This is a genomic window from Agrococcus carbonis (assembly GCF_900104705.1).
In the GTDB taxonomy this organism is placed as follows: domain Bacteria; phylum Actinomycetota; class Actinomycetes; order Actinomycetales; family Microbacteriaceae; genus Agrococcus; species Agrococcus carbonis.
The window spans coordinates 473,174-489,036 of sequence record NZ_LT629734.1 but is presented as its reverse complement, the minus strand read 5'-3'; the positions used below and the strand labels follow the sequence as shown (position 1 = coordinate 489,036).

Genomic DNA, 15,863 nt, shown 5'->3' with positions numbered 1-15,863 from the left:
CGCGTACGGTGGGCGCATGGCACGCATCCTCGTCCTCGGCGCCCACGGCCGCATCGCGCTCCTCGCGCAGCGCATCCTCGCCCAGCAGCAGCACACGGTGCACGGCGCGATCCGCAATCCCGAGCACCGCGCCGACGTCGCCGACACCGGCGCCGAGCCCGTCGTGACCGACCTCGAGCGGCTCGACCAGGCCGGCGTCGACGAGCTGCTCACCGGCTACGACGTCGTCGTTTGGTCGGCGGGTGCGGGCGGCGGCGACCCGGCGCGCACCCGCGCGGTCGACCACGACGCGGCGATGCGGGTCGTGGATGCGGTGGCGCGCTCGGGTGCGCGGCTCGTGATGGTCTCCTACTTCGGCTCGAGCCGCGACCACGGCGTGCCCGCCGACCACCCGTTCCACGCGTACGCCGAGGCGAAGTCGCTCGTCGACGAGGCGATCCGCGACTCGGGCACCGACTGGGTCATCCTCGCGCCGTCGACGCTCACCGACGCCGACGAGGGCGGCATCGAGGTCGACGAGCCCGCCGGCTCGCTCTCGTCGGGCGAGATCCCGCGCGCGACGGTGGCGCGGCTCATCGCCGAGGTCGTCGCGCGGCCGACGCTGCGCGGCGTGACCATCCGCTGCAACGCGGGGGCGACGCCGGTGGGGGAGGTGCTCGACGCGCTCGCGTGAACGGGTCTCGTGACGCGTGCGGGCTGCGCCCGCGCGCTCCTCGACCAGCGGAGCCGGCGACTACAGCTCGATCGAGTACATCGTCGAGCCGTGCTCCTTGACGTAGCCGAGGCTCGCGTAGAGGCCGTGCGCGCCGGAGGGGTTCTCGGTGTCGACGTCGAGCACCGCCGCCTCCATGCCGGCGTCGGCGAATGCACGCATGCTCGCCGCGAGCGCCGCGAGCGCGGCCTTCCTGCCGCGGTAGGCCCGGCGGGTGCCGAGCACCCCCGTGTAGCCGAACGAGTAGCCGCGCACGGGGAAGTCGGCCTCGTACCGACTGTTGAGCGCGTACGCGACCACGAGCGGCGCGCCCGCCTCGAGCGCGGCGCGCGTGCCCGCATCCGTCGACGGGGCGGCGACGAGCGCATCGACGTCGGGCTCGTCGTCGACGACGACGAACGACCACTCGGGCGCGAACTCGCTGCGGCCGTTCGTCCACTGCTCGGCCGTCTGCGGCTCGCTGCCCCAGTGGTCGCGGAAGGCGTCGTTGTGGGCGAGCCGCGTCGCCTCGTCGACCTCGGGCGAGAACGGCACGAGGCGCAGCGGCGGCGCGAGCTCGACCTCGGGGATGGGCGGGGCGTCGCCCGTGAGCGGCCGCTTGAGGTCGGAGTAGTAGCGGCGCGGCTCGAGCCCCGCGTGCAGGAACAGGCGATGCTTCGAGACCGGGTCGTCGTCCTCGGCGTAGGCGCCGATGCGGCCGGGCAGCTCCTTGCCGGAGGCTGCGAGGATCTGGCGTGCGCGCGCGAGCTGCCACGCGAGCACCTCGCGCCCGATGCCCTCGCCGCGCCGATCGGGGTGCACGCCGCCGAACGCGAAGGCGCGCACCGTGCTCGTGTCGCCCGGGAAGGTCGCGACGAGCGCGCTCGCGACGAGGCGGCCGTCGGCCTCGAAGCCGAGCAGCGAGTCGTGCTCGAGGTCGCGCCACTCGGCACCGAGCTCCTCCCGCGTCTCCTCCTCGGTCTCGCGGAAGGGCGCGCCGTCGGCCTCGGCCATCGTGTTCGTGAGCACCGTCAGCTGCGGCGCATCGTCGACGGTCGCGGGGCGCCAGCGCAGGTCGCCCGCGGTGATCTCGGGCAGGGTCTCGGGCGCCTGGGCGCGCTCGGCGATGGGAGCTCTCTCGTCCACGCGCCCCAGCGTAGGACCGCCCGCCCACAGCGTCGAGCGCCTAGGGTCGAGGCATGACGGATCGCCCCACCCGGATCGGCGTGCAGCTCGCGCCGCAGCACGCCAGCATGCAGACCACGATCGACGCCGCGCGGCGCGTGGAGGAGATGGGGGCGGATGCCGTCTTCGGCTGGGACCACTTCTTCCCGCTCTCGGGCGAGCCCGACGGGTGGCACTTCGAGGCCACGGCGCAGCTCGCCGCATGGGCCCAGGCGACCGAGCGCATCCAGCTCGGCTCGCTCGTGTTCTGCAACTCCTACCGCAACCCCGACCTGCTCGCCGACGTCGCGCGCACGATCGACCACATCGCCGGCGGCCGCTTCGTCTTCGGCATCGGCAGCGGATGGTTCGAGCGCGACTACGAGGAGTACGGCTACGACTTCGGGTCGGTCGGGAAGCGGCTGAACGCGCTCGCCGATGCGCTGCCGCGGATCCGCGAGCGCTTCGCGCAGCTCAACCCGCCGCCCGTGGGCCCGATGCCGATCCTCATCGGCGGGAAGGGCGAGCAGAAGACGCTGCCGCTCGTCGCGCAGCACGCCGACATCTGGCACTCGTTCGTCGGGCCCGATCAGCTGCAGCACAAGCTCGACGTGCTGCGCGCCCGGTGCGACGACCTCGGCCGCGACGTCGGCGAGATCGAGATCTCGAACGGCGCGAGCGTGCGCGATGGCGTCGGCGGCGTCGGCTTCGAGCGCCTCGACGCGCTCCACGCGATCGGCACGCGCCTGTTCACGATCCCGCTCTCGGGCGACGACACCGCCGAGGGGTACGCGCTCGAGCGCGTGCAGGAGTTCCTCGACTGGCGCGACGCGAAGAACGACGGCCGCTAGGCCCGCATCGCCTCGATCAGCTCGCGCAGCACGGCCGAGTGGCCGCCGCGCGCGAACGCGGCCCGCTGGAGCGACGCCGATCCGCCGCGCTCGAGCACGCGGTGGACGGCGGCGAGCGAGTCGGTCGCGCCCAGGTCGGCAGCGATCGGCGCGAGGCGCTCGGCTCCCTGCGCGATCGCTTCGCGCACGGGCTGCTGCGTGCCGTCCTCGTCGATGATCGCCATCGCGTCCAGCCCGTCCCTCGCCGCGCGCCACTTGTTCTCGCGCACGAGCCACGAGGGCAGGTAGTGCCGCGGGGCACCCGCGTCGAGGGCGCGCGACGCCTCCTCGATGAGGCAGTGGGTGAGCGCGGTCACGGCCGCGAGGTCGTCGATCGACGGCGCGCCGTCGGCGATGCGCACCTCGATCGTGCCGAGCGTCGGCGACGGGCGCACGTCCCAGCGCAGCTCGCCGAGCTCGTCGATGACGCCGGCGCGCAGCATGTCGTCGAGCGTGCGCTCGTACTCGGCCCAGTCGACGAGCATCGGCGGCAGGCCGCCCGTGGGGAGCTGCTGGAACAGCATCGTGCGATGGGAGGCGAAGCCCGTGTCGTGGCCCTGCCAGAACGGGCTCGACGCCGACAGCGCGAGGATGAACGGCAGCTTGTCGAGCATGGTGCGCATGAGCGGCACGACCTTCGCGCGATCCTCCACCCCGACGTGGTTGTGCACGCCGAAGATGATGAGTCGCCTGCCCCACTCGCCGGCCTTGTCGATCACGCGGCGGTAGCGCGGATCGTCGGCCTGCTCCTGGTCGCGCCAGCGGCTCGTGGGATGCGTGCCCGTGCCGACGAGGGCGACGCCCAGCCGGTCGGCGGCGGCCCCGGCCGCATCGCGCATCCGCCGCAGCTCGTCGACCGCCTCGTCGGTCGTGCGGTGGACGCCGGTGATGAGCTCGATCATCCCGGCGAGGAACTCCTTGTCGAAGCGCGGGTCGTCGATCGCCGCGAGCAGCTCCTTGGCGCGGGGCACGATCTCGCCGGAGCCGGGATCGACGATGGCGAGCTCCCACTCGATGCCGAGGCTCGAGCGGGGGAGGCTGCGAACTCCATGGGTCGACTGTAGGGCCCGCGCCTGGATGACGCGCGAGTCGCCGCCAGATGTGCCAGAATGGGGGGTCGAGCACGCGCCCCGACCCTCTATCCGGCGCGCGGACGCTCACCGAGCTTTGCGGGTCGCGCAACCCCACGTGCGCAGGCCGCGGTGCAACCACGAGAACACAAAGCAGGAGAACTGTGGCAGTCAAGATCCGTCTGAAGCGCTTCGGCAAGATCCGTGCGCCCTTCTACCGCGTCGTCGTCGCCGACTCGCGCACCAAGCGCGATGGCCGCGTGATCGAGGAGATCGGGAAGTACCACCCGACCGAGAACCCCTCGCTCATCGACATCGACAGCGAGCGCGCGCAGTACTGGCTCGGCGTCGGCGCGCAGCCGACCGAGCAGGTCGCGGCGCTCCTCAAGCTCACGGGCGACTGGGGCAAGTTCACGGGCGAGGGCCCCACGGAGAGCCAGGTCAAGGCTCCCGAGGGCAAGAAGGCGTTCGTCGCCGACGAGGCCAAGAAGCCGGTGCTGAAGCCCAAGGCCGAGAAGCCGGCCGAGGCCCCCGCTGCCGAGGCGCCCGCCGAGGCCGAGTCGACCGAGACCGAGTCGGCGGCCGCCGACGAGGCCGAGAAGACCGAGTCCTGAGCATGCTGCGCGATGCGCTCGAGCACCTCGTCACGGGGATCGTCGATCGCCCGGACGACGTGCGCGTCGACTCGCGCGACACGCAGCGCGGCGAGGTCCTCGAGGTGCGCGTGCACCCCGAGGACCTCGGCCGCGTCATCGGGCGCGGCGGCCGCACGGCCGGCGCCCTGCGCACCGTGATCGGTGCGCTCCCCGGAGGACGCCGCGTCCGCGTGGACGTGGTGGACACCGATCGCTAGGCCGGCCGTGCCCGCGCGCACCCAGCTGCGCGTCGGCCGGCTCACGCGCGCCCACGGGCTCAAGGGCGCCATCAAGGTCGAGCTCTACACCGACGACCCCGGCCGGCGCTTCGTGCCCGGCGCGCGCTTCGCGCTGCAGGTGCCGACGTCGTCGAAGTGGCACGGCAAGTCGATCGAGCTCGTCGAGCTGCGCATCTACAACGGCACGCCCGTGGCGTTCTTCGCCGGGGTCACCGATCGCACCGAGGCGGAGTCGCTCGTCAAGGCGGTGCTCTGGGTCGAGCAGGATCCCACCGAGCTGCCCGCCGAGCCCGACGCGTGGTACGTGCACCAGCTCGCCGGCCTCGAGGTGTGGCGCGAAGGCGAGCGCATCGGCCGCATCGTGCGCGTCGACGCCCTCCCCGCGCAGGACGTGCTGATCGTCGAGCACGAGGGCCGCGAGGTCATGGTGCCGTTCGTCAAGCAGCTCGTGCCCGAGGTCGACCTGCGCGCCGGTCGCGTCACGGTCACCCCGCCGCCGGGCCTGTTCGAGGAGCTCGACGACGCGGACGACCGCGACGGCGATGCGCCCGACGCCCAGGCACAGCCCGACGCGCCCGCGGCCCATGCCGCCGACGCATCCGCCGACCGCGCCGACGCGCCCGACGCGTCCGACGCATCCGCCGAGGCCGACTCGCCCGAGCGCGGGTAGCCGTGCGCGTCGACATCGTCACGATCTTCCCCGAGTTCTTCGGGGTGCTCGACGTCTCGCTGCTCGGCCGCGCCCGCCGCGACGGCCTGCTCGAGCTCGGCGTGCACGACCTGCGGCAGTGGACCCACGACCGCCACCGCACCGTGGACGACACCCCCTACGGCGGCGGCGCGGGCATGGTCATGAAGCCGGAGCCCTGGGGCGAGGCGCTCGACGCGCTCCTCGGCGACGAGACGGATGCGCTCGTCATCCTGCCGACGCCCGCGGGTGTGCCGTTCACCCAGGCGCTCGCGCGCGAGCTCGCGGCCGAGTCGCACCTGCTGTTCGCGTGCGGACGCTACGAGGGCATCGACGCGCGCGTCGCCGAGCACGCCGCGACCCGCGCGCGCGTGCTCGAGGTGAGCCTCGGCGACTACGTGCTCAACGGCGGCGAGGTGGCCGCGATGGCGATGATCGAGGCCATCGGCCGGCTCGTGCCGGGCGTCGTCGGGAACCCCGAGAGCCTCGTCGAGGAGAGCCACGAGGACGGCCTGCTCGAGCATCCGTCGTACACGAAGCCGCAGGTGTGGCGCGGGCTCGAGGTGCCCGAGGTGCTGCGCAGCGGCAACCACGCGGCCGTGGCCGCCTGGCGGCGCGAGCAGGCGCTCGAGCGCACGCGTCGGGTGCGCCCCGACCTGCTGCCCGACGACCGCTGAGCCGGCGCTCGCGGGCGCCAGCCGTCAGCGAACAGCGCGGCGCGCCCACAACCTGCCGCGTTAGCCTCGGAGCATGGCAGGCACCCCTACCGAGCAGCCCGCGGCTGCCCCGCGGCACTGGGCGCTGCGCGGCTTCTTCTGGGCCATGGTCGGCGCCATCGTCGTGCTGCCGGCGTGGATCATGTTCGGCCGCGCGCTCGCCGGCGCGCCGCTCGGCGACGCGCTGCTGCTGCAGGCGTTCCTCGGCCCGGGGCTCGCGATCCTGATCGGCGGCGTCGTCGGCATCACGATCGCGCGCAAGGAGGTGCGCCGCCCTCGCGCCGTCACCTGGCGCGACGTGCGCCTCATCGGACCGTGGCTCCTCGTCATCGCGCTGCTCGGCTTCACCGTCGTCGACACCGCGGGCGGCCGCACGGGGAGCGCGCTCACGGCGTGGTTCGGCGACGGGTGGCTCACCGCCTCGCAGTCGTTCACCGCCATCGGCGTCATGGTGACGATCATCGGCGGCATCGTGATCTTCTGGCTGCAGGTGGTCGAGCTCGGCCGCGAGACCCGCCGCCGCGTCGAGCGCGTCGTGCAGGATCTGCAGTCGCCGCTGCTCGAGCAGCGCGCGCGCCAGGCCGACGCGACGTTCTCGCCCATCGACGGCCCGCAGTCCGGCCGCGTCATCAGCATCGACGACGACGAGCCGCACCGCTGAACGCGGCCCGGCGGGGGATGCGTTGGCGCGCGCCGCGCGCATATGGCAGGATGGATCGCTGGTGCCACACGCGTTCCCGCCTGCACGGCGGGCCTCTGCCACGGGGGAGCGGACGCGGGCACCGCATCCATGACTTCACCATCCCGTAGCGGCCGACCTGTGGCGGCTGCAGAGAGCGACACACCATGCACATCCTCGACAAGGTCGACGCCGCGAGCCTCAAGGCCGACGTCCCCGACTTCCGCCCCGGCGACACCGTCAAGGTGCACGTGAACATCATCGAGGGCTCGCGCTCGCGCGTGCAGGTCTTCCAGGGCATCGTCCTCGGCCGCTCTGGCCACGGCGTGCGCGAGACCTTCACCGTCCGCAAGGTCTCGTTCCAGGTCGGCGTCGAGCGCACCTTCCCGGTGCACTCGCCGGTCGTCGACAAGATCGAGATCGTGAGCCGCGGCGACGTGCGCCGCGCGAAGCTCTACTACCTGCGCGGCCTGCGCGGCAAGGCCGCCAAGATCCGCGAGAAGCGCGTCGGCTGAGCGCACGCGCGCACGGGGCGGGGTCGGCGATGCCGGCCCCGCCCTTCGCTTTCGTCGCCGAATCGTGATGCGACGCGGCGCGCGCCCGGGCCCGACGGCATCGGCGCGCGCCTAGACTTGCCGAGGCGAAAGGGCGGGGATGACGGAGACGGCTGGGGCCGCAGGAGCCGCTCGGGCTCGCGGTGCGAAGAGCGCGCTGCTCTTCCTGCGCGACATCGTCGTCATCTTCCTCATCGCGCTGCTCATCTCCTTCCTGGTCAAGACGTTCCTGATCCGGCCGTTCTGGATTCCGTCGGAGTCCATGAACGACACCCTGCAGGTCGACGACCGCATCATCGTGAGCCTGCTGACGCCTGCGCTGATCCCGGTCGGGCACGGCGACGTCGTCGTGTTCGAGGATCCGGGCGGCTGGCTCCCCGAGCCCGAGCAGGAGCCCGAGACCGGGCTCGCGGGCGCCGTCGACTGGTTCCTGACGTTCGTGGGGCTCGCGCCCGAGGACGACCACGGCTACCTCATCAAGCGCGTCATCGGGCTCCCGGGCGACACCGTCGAGTGCTGCAACGACTTCGGCCAGCTGCTCATCAACGGCGTGCCGATCGACGAGCCCTACCTGCACCTCGACCAGCCGGGCCAGCCCGCGAGCTCCATCCCGTTCGAGGTGACGGTGCCCGAGGGCCAGCTGTGGGTCATGGGCGACAACCGCAACCACTCGGGCGACTCGCGCGCGCACATGGACGGGCCCGGCGACGGCTTCGTGCCGATGGAGTCGGTCGTGGGCCGCGCGATCCTCATCTCATGGCCGATGGAGCGGTGGACGTGGCTCGACAGCCACGATCAGTCGTTCGTGGGCGTCGAGCCGCAGGCGGCCGAGCCCGAGGCGGTGCTGCCGCAGGCGGTGGCCCACTGATGGCGGCGCGCTGATGGTCGCCGTCCCGACGCTCGAGGCCGAGCAGGCCCTGTGGGCGGATGCGTCGCACGTCATCGGCATGGACGAGGTCGGCCGGGGTGCCCTCGCGGGCCCCGTGAGCGTCGGCGCGCTCGCGCTGCGGGCCGACTGCGGCGCGCAGCCCGAGCACCTGCGCGACTCGAAGACGATGACGGCGCTGCGGCGCACCGCGACCGCGCCGCTCGTGCGCGAGTGGGGCGTGAGCGCCGTCGGGCACGCGAGCAACGACGAGATCGACCGCTACGGCATCCAGGTCGCGCTCGGCCTCGCCGGGCGCCGCGCGCTCGTGGCGCTGCACGCGGCGGGCATCGACGTGCCGCGGAGCGCCATCCTCCTCGACGGCACCCACGACTGGCTCGCGCCGGCGCTGCGCGCGCCGGTGCGCACGATCCTGCGCGCGAAGGCCGACCGCGACTGCGCGTCGGTCTCCGGCGCGGCGCTCGTCGCGAAGGTCGAGCGGGACGCGCGGATGGTCGCCGCCGACGGCGACCATCCCGGCTACGCCTGGCACTCCAACAAGGGCTACGGCTCCGCGGCGCACCTCGCGGCGATCGCCGAGCTCGGCCCGACGGCGCTGCACCGTCGCACCTGGCTGCGCTGACGCATCCGCGCCCCGGCCGCCGCGCACGCGCGGCGCTCGGTGCTCAGACGTAGCGGCGGATGCCTCGGCGCCAGAGCCACACGACGAGCACGATGACCGCGATGACGACGAGCCCGCCGATCGCGAAGGCGATGAGCGCGCGCCACGAGGCGGGGTCGAGCGTGGCCGGCGCGGCCTCGCCGCGGGCCGCAGGAGCGGCGTCGGGAGCGCCGGAGTAGTCGGGGGCGCCCGTCGCCTCGCCGACGACCTCGATCGTGATCGTCATGGGCGTCGGCGTCGTGCCCTCCGCCGCCTCGAAGCCGACCGCGACGATGTACTCGCCGTCGAGCAGCGGCCGCTTGACCTGGCCGGGGTCGCCGTCCCAGCGCACCGGGGCCGTCGTCACCGCGACCGCCGCGCCGGGCTCCGCGAGGGGGGCTGCCCAGCGAGTGCCGTCCGCGGTCGTCGCGAGCAGCGCCGCGACGTCGGCGCCGACGGGGTCGAGCACCTGCAGGATGCCCCACGCGTCGGCAGGCACGGGCATGTCGGGGTCGAGGCTCGCCTGCACGCGCACCGACTGGCCCCACGCGACCGGCACGCGGAAGAACTGGAACTCGCTCGGCAGCATGTCGCTCGTGTAGGAGCCCGGCGCGATCTCGGGCGCGTCGTTGAGGCTCGACCCGCCCACCGCGGGGCCGGCGGCGCCGTCGGCGGCGGTCGCGAGCTCCCAGCCGCGCTGCGCGTCGTCGGGGCGGGGGAGCGCCGAGGCGTTGCTCGGCCACGGGTTCTCGGCGATGCGCAGCTCGAAGGGTACGAGCGCCTCGGGCGGCGTCTGCGACTCGACGGTCAGCACGAGCTGCTCAGCGGTCGCGCACGCGTGGGCGGGGCTCCCCTCGGCGGCGCTCACGCGGCCCGTGAAGACCGAGTAGCGGTCCTCGCCGAGCGCCGTGATCGTCGTCGCATCGCACGCGGTGCCCTCGGGCGTCGCGAGGGTCGCCTGCAGCGTGAGGCTGCCTGCCTGCGGCAGGCGGCCGGTGAGGCCGACGTGGATGGTGGAGCCGGTCGTCTCGCGGGGCACGAGGTACGTGAGGGCGGTCGTCTCCGGCGCGACCTCGTCGACGTACTGCTGGCCGGGCAGGAGCTGCGGGGCGCCGTCGGCCGACGCGGCACCTGCGACGCTCTCGCCGACGACGCCGAAGGGCCGGAACGCGCGCGTCGAGAGCCGCTCGAGCGCGTGCTGGAGGCTGTCGGCCTCCGAGACGTCGAGGTAGTCGCCGCGGCCGCGGTCGGCGACGCACTGCAGCTGCTGCCGCGCGGCCGCGTCGACGTCGAAGCCGATGACGTCGATGCGCAGGTCCGGGTCGTCCTGGGTGAGGTCGGCCGCGACCGAGCACGGGTCGGGGCTGCACGTCGCGAGCCCGTCGGAGACGAGCAGGATGCCGCGACGGCCGCCATCGCCGAGATCGCCCGCGGCCTGCTGCAGCGCGTAGCCGATCGGCGTCTCGCCGTACGGCCGGTAGCGGTCGACCGCATCCCGGAGCGCGTCGTGGTTGCCCGTGCCGAGCGGCACGAGCAGCTGGGAGTCGGAGCACGAGCCCTGGCCGCCGCTCGGCACGGTCGCGCCGAACACGCGCATGCCGACGCGGTTGCGCGCCGGCAGGTCGTCGATCACGGCGCCGAGCGCCTGCTGCGCGGCCGCGATGCGCGTGCCGCCGTCGGGCGTCGGATCGGCCATCGAGCCGGATGCGTCGAGGACGATGACGAGGCCGCCGCTGCCGCCGGAGCTGGAGGCCGCCGGCGCGGCGGTCGCGGGTGCGGGGGAGAGCGTGCCGGCGCCGAGCGCGAGCGCGGCGATGAGGGCCGCGACGGCAAGGATGCTCCGCACCGCGTCTCCCCTCGACGAGCATTTCTTCCGGATACGAATCTACGCCGTGGCGCATCGGCGTTCCCGGGGCGACCGATGTCTTGGAGGAATCTTCAGCGGACGCCGGCTCCTGCGCTGGGCCATAGGATGGCGGGGTGGAACCCGAGGACATCGAAGACTACGACCGCGAGGTCGAGCTGGCGCTGTTCAAGGAGTATCGCGACGTGGTGGGCATGTTCAAGCACGTCGTCGAGACCGAGCGGCGCTTCTACCTGGCAAACGACGTGAAGGTCACCCGGCACGACGCGGGCTCCGACTTCTACTTCGAGCTCGAGATGACCGACGTATGGGTGTGGGACATCTACCGCTCCGACCGCTTCATCAAGTCGGCGCGCGTGCTCACGTTCAAGGACGTCAACGTCGAGTCGCTCGCGTCGCGCGACCTCGAGCTGCCGAAGGACCTCGCGATCGAGGAGTGAGCCGCGGGGCTGAGGCCCCGTTCTCCACAGCACGCGCGCCGCGCGCGCCGCGCCCCGCCGCGCATCCGCTTTCCTGCCGCCATGCGAGCGAAGGATCAGCTGGGGCTCGACGGCGAGGCCGCCGCGAGCGTGCATCTCGAGCGCGCGGGCATGCGCATCGTCGACCGCCGGTGGCGCTGCGCGCACGGCGAGCTCGACATCGTCGCGCTCGACGGCGACACCATCGTCTTCGTCGAGGTGAAGACGCGCCGGGGCCTCGGCTTCGGCCACCCGTTCGAGGCCATCACGCCCGCGAAGGTCGCGCGGCTGCGCCGGCTCGCCGGCCTGTGGCTCGAGAAGACGGGTCGCCGCGGGCCGCTGCGCATGGATGCGGTGGGCGTGATCGCGCCGCGCTCCGGCAGCTGGCGCGTCGAGCACCTGCGGGGCATCGCGTGAGCGGGTTCGGCCGCGCCGAGTGCGTCGCGCTCATGGGCCTCGCCGGCGTCGGAGTGCAGATCGAGGTGCACGCCTCCTCGGGCCTCCCGGTCGTCCACATCGTCGGGCTGCCCGGACCGGCCGTGCAGCAGGCGCGGCACCGCACCTGGAGCGCGATCGCGCGCATGGGGCTCACCGCGCCGAGCGGCCGAGTGGTCATCAACCTCACGCCCGCGTCGCTGCCGAAGGCGGGCACGCACTTCGACCTCGCGATGGCGATCGCGGTGCTGCGGGCCTCCGGCGTCGTGCCGCCCGACGACGGCGAGACGGCGCTCCTGGGCGAGCTCGGGCTCGACGGGAGGCTGCGGCCCGTGCCCGGCACGCTGCCGCTCGCGCGCGCCGCTGCCGAGGCGGGCATGCGTCGGCTCGTCGTGCCGAGCGCCTCGGCCGACGAGGCGGCGCTCGTCCCCGAGCTGCGCGTGCTCGCCGCTCCGAGCCTCGCCCACGCCGCGGCCCTGCTCGGCGCGCAGCTCGACCCCGACCCCGTCGAACCGGTGCCCGCGGCGCCCGCGCCCGAGCGAGCGCACGCCGCGCTCGACCTCGCCGACGTCGTCGGCAACCGCGCGGCGATCGACGCGCTCGAGATCGCCGCAGCCGGCGCCCATCACCTGCTGATGGTCGGCCCGCCCGGCGCGGGCAAGTCGATGCTCGCGATGCGGCTCCCGGGGATCCTGCCGCCGCTCACGCAGGAGCAGGCGCTCGAGGTCGCGTCGCTGCGCTCGCTCTCGGGCGAGCCGGCGCCCGCGGCGCTCGAGCTGCTGCCGCCCTTCGAGCACCCGCACCACTCCGCGACCGCGGTCTCGCTCGTCGGCGGCGGATCCGGCACGATCCGACCGGGCGCCGCGGCCCGCGCGAGCCACGGCATCCTCTTCCTCGACGAGGCGCCCGAGTTCCCGCGGGCGGTGCTCGACATGCTGCGGCAGCCGCTCGAGTCGGGCTCCATCACGGTGCATCGAGCGGCCGGCGCCGCGACCTTCCCGGCGCGGTTCCAGCTGCTGCTCGCCGCCAATCCCTGCCCGTGCGGCATGTTCGGCACCGGCGAGTGCACGTGCGCGCCGCAGCAGCGGCGCCGCTACTTCGGACGGCTCTCCGGCCCGCTGCTCGATCGTGTCGACCTGCAGGTGCGCGTCGACCGCGTCGTGCCCGGCCAGGACGACAGCCGGCGCAGCACGGCGGATGCCTCGGCGCGCGTCGCGCTGGCCCGCGAGCGTGCCGCCCGCAGGCTCTCCGGCACGAGGTGGACGGCGATGGGGCACGTGCCCGGGCCGTGGCTGCGCCGCCACCTGCCGCTCGAGCCGAGCGTGCTCGAGCCGCTCGAGCACGCGCTCGAGCGGGGCACCCTCACGATGCGGGGGCTCGACCGCGCCGTGCGGGTCGCCTGGACCATGGCCGATCTCGCGGGCGAGGAGCGCCCGAGCAGGACGCACATCGGGAGCGCGCTCGCGCTCAGGAAGGGGATCCCCGCATGAGGCCGTTCCGACTGGAGCCGGCGCTGCTGCGCACGGCCGTCGAGAGCACGCTGCCACCGGGCGCAGCCGCGCCGGACGACGAGGAGGTCGTCGCACGCTTCGCCGCGGGCGCATGGACGGTGCTGCCCGAGCCGGGCGACGGCGTCGCGGGCATGCTGCGCGAGCGCGTCGGCGCCGCGCAGGCGCTGCAGCTGCTCGTCGAGGGCGCGGGCCCCGACGCGTGGGCGAGCGCGATCGGCGACGCCGAGTCGGCGCGCCGCATCCCCGACGCGCTCGCGCGCTGGCAGCCGAGGCTGAGCGCCGAGCGCATCCTCGGCGCGTTCGCGCAAGGCGCCGCGCACAGCCAGGTGCTCCTCACGCGCGATGATCCGCGCTGGCCGGCAGCGCTCGACGACCTCGGCCCGCACGCGCCTGCCGCGCTCTGGATGCGCGGCGATCCGGACGCCCTCGCGGCGTGCGACCGCTCGGCGGCGCTCGTCGGCTCCCGCGCGTCGTCCGGCTACGGCGAGCTCGTCACGGGCCAGCTCGCCGCCGGCCTCGTCGCCCGCCGGTTCGCGATCGTCTCGGGCGGCGCCTACGGGATCGACGGCACGGCGCACCGCGCGGCGCTCGCGAGCGGCGGGACGACCGTCGCCGTGCTCGCCGGCGGGCTCGACCGCTTCTATCCCGCCGGCAACGACGAGCTGCTGCGGCGCGTCGCCGCCGCCGGCTGCGTCGTCGCGGAGGCACCGAGCGGCGTGCCGCCGACCCGCTGGAGGTTCCTCGCGCGCAACCGGCTCATCGCGGCGCTCGCGAGCGCGACCGTCGTGGTCGAGGCGGGCCGCCGCTCGGGCTCCATCAACACCGCGGGCCACGCCGCGGCGCTCGGCCGACCGCTCGGCGCGGTACCCGGTCCCGTGACCTCGGGCGCGAGCACCGGCTGCCACCGCCTGCTGCGGGAGTACGGCGCGGCCGTCGTCGAACGCGCGGAGGACGTCGTCGAGCTCGTCGACGGCCCTGGGGAGGAGGACGCGCCGCTCGCAGGCGCCACGAGCGACGAGCTGCGGGTGCTCGACGCGCTCTCGACGCGCGCGCCCCGCGCGGTCGACGATCTCGCGATGCGCACCGGCATGGCGCCCGGCGACGTGAGCGCGGCGCTCGCGCTGCTCGAGCTCGGCGGCGCGGTCGGGGAGCGCGGCGCGGGGTGGGTGCGGGTGCGGTCGTGAGCCGCGCCCGATGATCAGTCCGTCGGCAGCTCGCGGATGACCTTCGCCGGCACGCCGGCCGCGACGACGTTCGGCGGCAGGTCCTTCGTGACGACCGCGCCCGCCGCGACGATCGTGCCCGCGCCGATCGTCACGCCGCCGAGCACGAGCACACCCGCGCCGAGCCACGCGCCGTCGCCGATCTCGATCGGCGTCCACACGTTCTTGCCCGCCCGGCGCTCCACGCCGCCGATCTCGTGGCCGTCGGTGACGAGCTTCACGAACGGCCCGAGGTTCACGTTTCGGCCGATCGTCGTGTGCTGCCGGATGTAGCACGAGCGGTTCATGAACGTGCCGTCGCCGATCGTGACGGGCCCGATGATCTCGGTCTGCCCGTAGAGCGTGACGTTGTTCCCGAGCCGCACCTCGTGCTCGGCGCCGAGCTCGCTCATGAACTTCACGCTCGGGTCGATGCGGTTGTTCTCGCCCTGCACGACGTGGTGGTGGATGCCGCGCGCGTGCCCGGGCAGCACGCGCTTGTTCAGCTCCTTCACGCGGCGCTGCAGGTGCTCGAGCTCCTCGAGCAGCTGCTCCTGCTGCTGCCGCATCCGGCGGATCTCACGAGGGCTGGCGAAGGGGAACAGACGCACCCCGGCACGGTACACCCGCGCACTAGCCTGGGCGAATGAGCTTCGGCATGCACCCGGAACCGGCGGCCGTGATCGCCCACCTGAGCGACACGCACCTGCTCGCGGGCGGTGCCGCGCTCGCGGATCTCGTCGACACCGAGGGGCACCTCCGCGAGACCGCCGCCCGGCTCGCGGTCGCCGCTGCCGACGCCGACGCGATCGTGGTCTCGGGCGACGTGGCCGATCTCGGCGAGCCGGAGGCGTACGCGCTCGCGCGCGAGATCCTCGAGCCCGTCGCCGACGGGATCGGCGCGCCGATCGTGTGGGCGGCGGGCAACCACGACGAGCGCGCGGCGATGCGCGCTGCGCTCGGCCTGCCGGGCGAGCCCGACGACCCCGTCGACTCGGTGCTCGAGGTGGGCGACCTCCGGATCGTCTCGCTCGACACGAGCCTGCCCGGCTGGCACCACGGCGGCTTCGACGAGGGGCAGGCCGAGTGGCTCGCCGCGGCCCTCGTCGACCCGCCTCGGCTCGGCTCGGTGCTCGTGATGCACCACCCGCCGCTGCCGTACCGCAGCCGGCTCATGCGCCTGCTCGAGTTCCGGGACGAGGCGCGCCTCGCCGACGTGCTCGGCGCGGGCGACGTGCGTGCGATCCTCTCCGGCCACCTCCACGTCGGCGGTTCGGGCACGTTCGCCGAGATCCCCGTCGTCCTCGCGAGCGCGACGAGCTACGCCGACGACCTCGGCGGGCCGCCGCCCGCGATGCACGGCATCGACGCGACGCAGTCCTTCAACCTTGTCGAGGTCTACGCCGACGCGATCGCCCACTCCGTCGTCCCCGCGCTCGTGCACGAGTCGCGCGAGACGCTGCCGGCCCACGTGGTCGAGCAGGTGCTGCAGCTCGACCCGGCGGATCGCATGGAGCGGTTCAGCAGGAAGCAGGGGTGAG

At 74.2% G+C, this 15,863-nt stretch carries 19 protein-coding genes; 15 read left to right on the top strand and 4 right to left on the bottom strand.

All coding sequences use genetic code 11. From position 1 onward, the window contains the following. The first annotated feature begins 16 nt into the window (after positions 1 to 16). Entirely contained in the window at positions 17 to 673 is a 657-nt protein-coding gene (locus BLT67_RS02415; RefSeq protein ID WP_092665560.1) for an NAD(P)H-binding protein, read from the top strand. Between the two features lie 60 nt (positions 674 to 733). Here the strand turns inward: BLT67_RS02415 and BLT67_RS02410 are convergent, their stop codons facing one another. After that, on the bottom strand, positions 734 to 1,837 hold the full coding sequence (locus BLT67_RS02410; protein WP_172801959.1) for a GNAT family N-acetyltransferase: 1,104 nt from the start codon (positions 1,835 to 1,837) through the stop codon (positions 734 to 736). Positions 1,838 to 1,890: 53 nt separating this feature from the next. Between BLT67_RS02410 and BLT67_RS02405 the strand changes: the two genes are divergently transcribed. Beyond that, on the top strand, positions 1,891 to 2,706 hold the full coding sequence (locus tag BLT67_RS02405) for an LLM class F420-dependent oxidoreductase (protein ID WP_092665559.1): 816 nt from the start codon (positions 1,891 to 1,893) through the stop codon (positions 2,704 to 2,706). Here BLT67_RS02405 and BLT67_RS02400 read toward each other — a convergent pair. Then, positions 2,703 to 3,761 (bottom strand): glutamate--cysteine ligase 2, encoded by a 1,059-nt coding sequence (locus tag BLT67_RS02400; RefSeq protein WP_269456977.1) that lies wholly within the window; start codon positions 3,759 to 3,761, stop codon positions 2,703 to 2,705. The genes BLT67_RS02405 and BLT67_RS02400 overlap by 4 nt on opposite strands. 218 nt (positions 3,762 to 3,979) lie before the next feature. Here BLT67_RS02400 and rpsP point away from each other — a divergent pair, with 218 nt between their 5' ends. The 8 genes from rpsP to BLT67_RS02360 all read left to right on the top strand — a co-directional run bounded on the left by rpsP (position 3,980) and on the right by BLT67_RS02360 (position 8,834). Further along, entirely contained in the window at positions 3,980 to 4,429 is a 450-nt protein-coding gene (rpsP, locus tag BLT67_RS02395) for a 30S ribosomal protein S16 (protein ID WP_092665557.1), read from the top strand. Between the two features lie 2 nt (positions 4,430 to 4,431). Then, positions 4,432 to 4,668, top strand: coding sequence for an RNA-binding protein (locus BLT67_RS02390; RefSeq protein ID WP_092665556.1), 237 nt, complete (start codon positions 4,432 to 4,434; stop codon positions 4,666 to 4,668). Positions 4,669 to 4,675: 7 nt separating this feature from the next. Next, entirely contained in the window at positions 4,676 to 5,359 is a 684-nt protein-coding gene (gene rimM / locus BLT67_RS02385; RefSeq protein ID WP_231945542.1) for a ribosome maturation factor RimM, read from the top strand. 2 nt (positions 5,360 to 5,361) lie between these two features. Beyond that, positions 5,362 to 6,054 carry a tRNA (guanosine(37)-N1)-methyltransferase TrmD gene (gene trmD / locus BLT67_RS02380; protein WP_092665555.1) on the top strand — a complete coding sequence of 231 codons (693 nt, stop codon included), beginning with the start codon at positions 5,362 to 5,364 and terminating at the stop codon, positions 6,052 to 6,054. A gap of 73 nt (positions 6,055 to 6,127) precedes the next feature. After that, positions 6,128 to 6,754 (top strand): hypothetical protein, encoded by a 627-nt coding sequence (locus BLT67_RS02375; RefSeq protein WP_092665554.1) that lies wholly within the window; start codon positions 6,128 to 6,130, stop codon positions 6,752 to 6,754. A 185-nt stretch (positions 6,755 to 6,939) separates the two neighbouring features. Then, positions 6,940 to 7,287, top strand: a complete 348-nt coding sequence (rplS, locus tag BLT67_RS02370; protein ID WP_092665553.1) for a 50S ribosomal protein L19 — start codon at positions 6,940 to 6,942, stop codon at positions 7,285 to 7,287. Positions 7,288 to 7,426: 139 nt separating this feature from the next. After that, complete coding sequence (gene lepB, locus BLT67_RS02365) at positions 7,427 to 8,194, top strand: signal peptidase I (protein WP_092665552.1); 768 nt, start codon at positions 7,427 to 7,429, stop codon at positions 8,192 to 8,194. 13 nt (positions 8,195 to 8,207) lie between these two features. Next, complete coding sequence (locus BLT67_RS02360; RefSeq protein WP_092665551.1) at positions 8,208 to 8,834, top strand: ribonuclease HII; 627 nt, start codon at positions 8,208 to 8,210, stop codon at positions 8,832 to 8,834. 43 nt (positions 8,835 to 8,877) lie between these two features. Here BLT67_RS02360 and BLT67_RS02355 read toward each other — a convergent pair whose 3' ends face one another. Then, the gene (locus tag BLT67_RS02355) at positions 8,878 to 10,698 is read right to left on the bottom strand and encodes a vWA domain-containing protein (protein ID WP_092665550.1); all 1,821 of its coding nucleotides are present in this window, start codon (positions 10,696 to 10,698) and stop codon (positions 8,878 to 8,880) included. A gap of 134 nt (positions 10,699 to 10,832) precedes the next feature. On the opposite strand from BLT67_RS02355, the gene BLT67_RS02350 reads away from it, so the two are divergent. From BLT67_RS02350 to dprA, 4 genes are all read left to right on the top strand, one after another. After that, positions 10,833 to 11,156 (top strand): DUF2469 domain-containing protein, encoded by a 324-nt coding sequence (locus BLT67_RS02350; protein ID WP_092665549.1) that lies wholly within the window; start codon positions 10,833 to 10,835, stop codon positions 11,154 to 11,156. 81 nt (positions 11,157 to 11,237) lie between these two features. Next, entirely contained in the window at positions 11,238 to 11,591 is a 354-nt protein-coding gene (locus tag BLT67_RS02345) for a YraN family protein (RefSeq protein ID WP_092665548.1), read from the top strand. Between the two features lie 32 nt (positions 11,592 to 11,623). Next, complete coding sequence (locus tag BLT67_RS02340) at positions 11,624 to 13,099, top strand: YifB family Mg chelatase-like AAA ATPase (protein ID WP_092667473.1); 1,476 nt, start codon at positions 11,624 to 11,626, stop codon at positions 13,097 to 13,099. Further along, complete coding sequence (gene dprA / locus BLT67_RS02335) at positions 13,096 to 14,304, top strand: DNA-processing protein DprA (RefSeq protein WP_092665547.1); 1,209 nt, start codon at positions 13,096 to 13,098, stop codon at positions 14,302 to 14,304. Before BLT67_RS02340 ends, dprA begins: the two co-directional genes overlap by 4 nt. Before the next feature lie 14 nt (positions 14,305 to 14,318). Here dprA and BLT67_RS13625 read toward each other — a convergent pair whose 3' ends face one another. Then, positions 14,319 to 14,933 carry an acyltransferase gene (locus BLT67_RS13625; RefSeq protein WP_157674110.1) on the bottom strand — a complete coding sequence of 205 codons (615 nt, stop codon included), beginning with the start codon at positions 14,931 to 14,933 and terminating at the stop codon, positions 14,319 to 14,321. 35 nt (positions 14,934 to 14,968) lie between these two features. On the opposite strand from BLT67_RS13625, the gene BLT67_RS02325 reads away from it, so the two are divergent. After that, positions 14,969 to 15,862, top strand: coding sequence for a metallophosphoesterase (locus BLT67_RS02325; protein ID WP_092665546.1), 894 nt, complete (start codon positions 14,969 to 14,971; stop codon positions 15,860 to 15,862). The last annotated feature ends 1 nt before the right edge of the window (position 15,863 follow it).

Coding starts and splice junctions, on each gene's coding strand:
- rplS (WP_092665553.1), top strand. CDS start 6,940: ATGCACATCCTCGACAAGGTCGACGCCGCGAGCCTCAAGGCCGACGTC.
- BLT67_RS02375 (WP_092665554.1), top strand. CDS start 6,128: ATGGCAGGCACCCCTACCGAGCAGCCCGCGGCTGCCCCGCGGCACTGG.
- lepB (WP_092665552.1), top strand. CDS start 7,427: ATGACGGAGACGGCTGGGGCCGCAGGAGCCGCTCGGGCTCGCGGTGCG.
- BLT67_RS02390 (WP_092665556.1), top strand. CDS start 4,432: ATGCTGCGCGATGCGCTCGAGCACCTCGTCACGGGGATCGTCGATCGC.
- BLT67_RS02415 (WP_092665560.1), top strand. CDS start 17: ATGGCACGCATCCTCGTCCTCGGCGCCCACGGCCGCATCGCGCTCCTC.
- BLT67_RS02405 (WP_092665559.1), top strand. CDS start 1,891: ATGACGGATCGCCCCACCCGGATCGGCGTGCAGCTCGCGCCGCAGCAC.
- BLT67_RS02340 (WP_092667473.1), top strand. CDS start 11,624: ATGGGCCTCGCCGGCGTCGGAGTGCAGATCGAGGTGCACGCCTCCTCG.
- dprA (WP_092665547.1), top strand. CDS start 13,096: ATGAGGCCGTTCCGACTGGAGCCGGCGCTGCTGCGCACGGCCGTCGAG.
- BLT67_RS02325 (WP_092665546.1), top strand. CDS start 14,969: ATGAGCTTCGGCATGCACCCGGAACCGGCGGCCGTGATCGCCCACCTG.
- BLT67_RS02345 (WP_092665548.1), top strand. CDS start 11,238: ATGCGAGCGAAGGATCAGCTGGGGCTCGACGGCGAGGCCGCCGCGAGC.
- BLT67_RS02360 (WP_092665551.1), top strand. CDS start 8,208: ATGGTCGCCGTCCCGACGCTCGAGGCCGAGCAGGCCCTGTGGGCGGAT.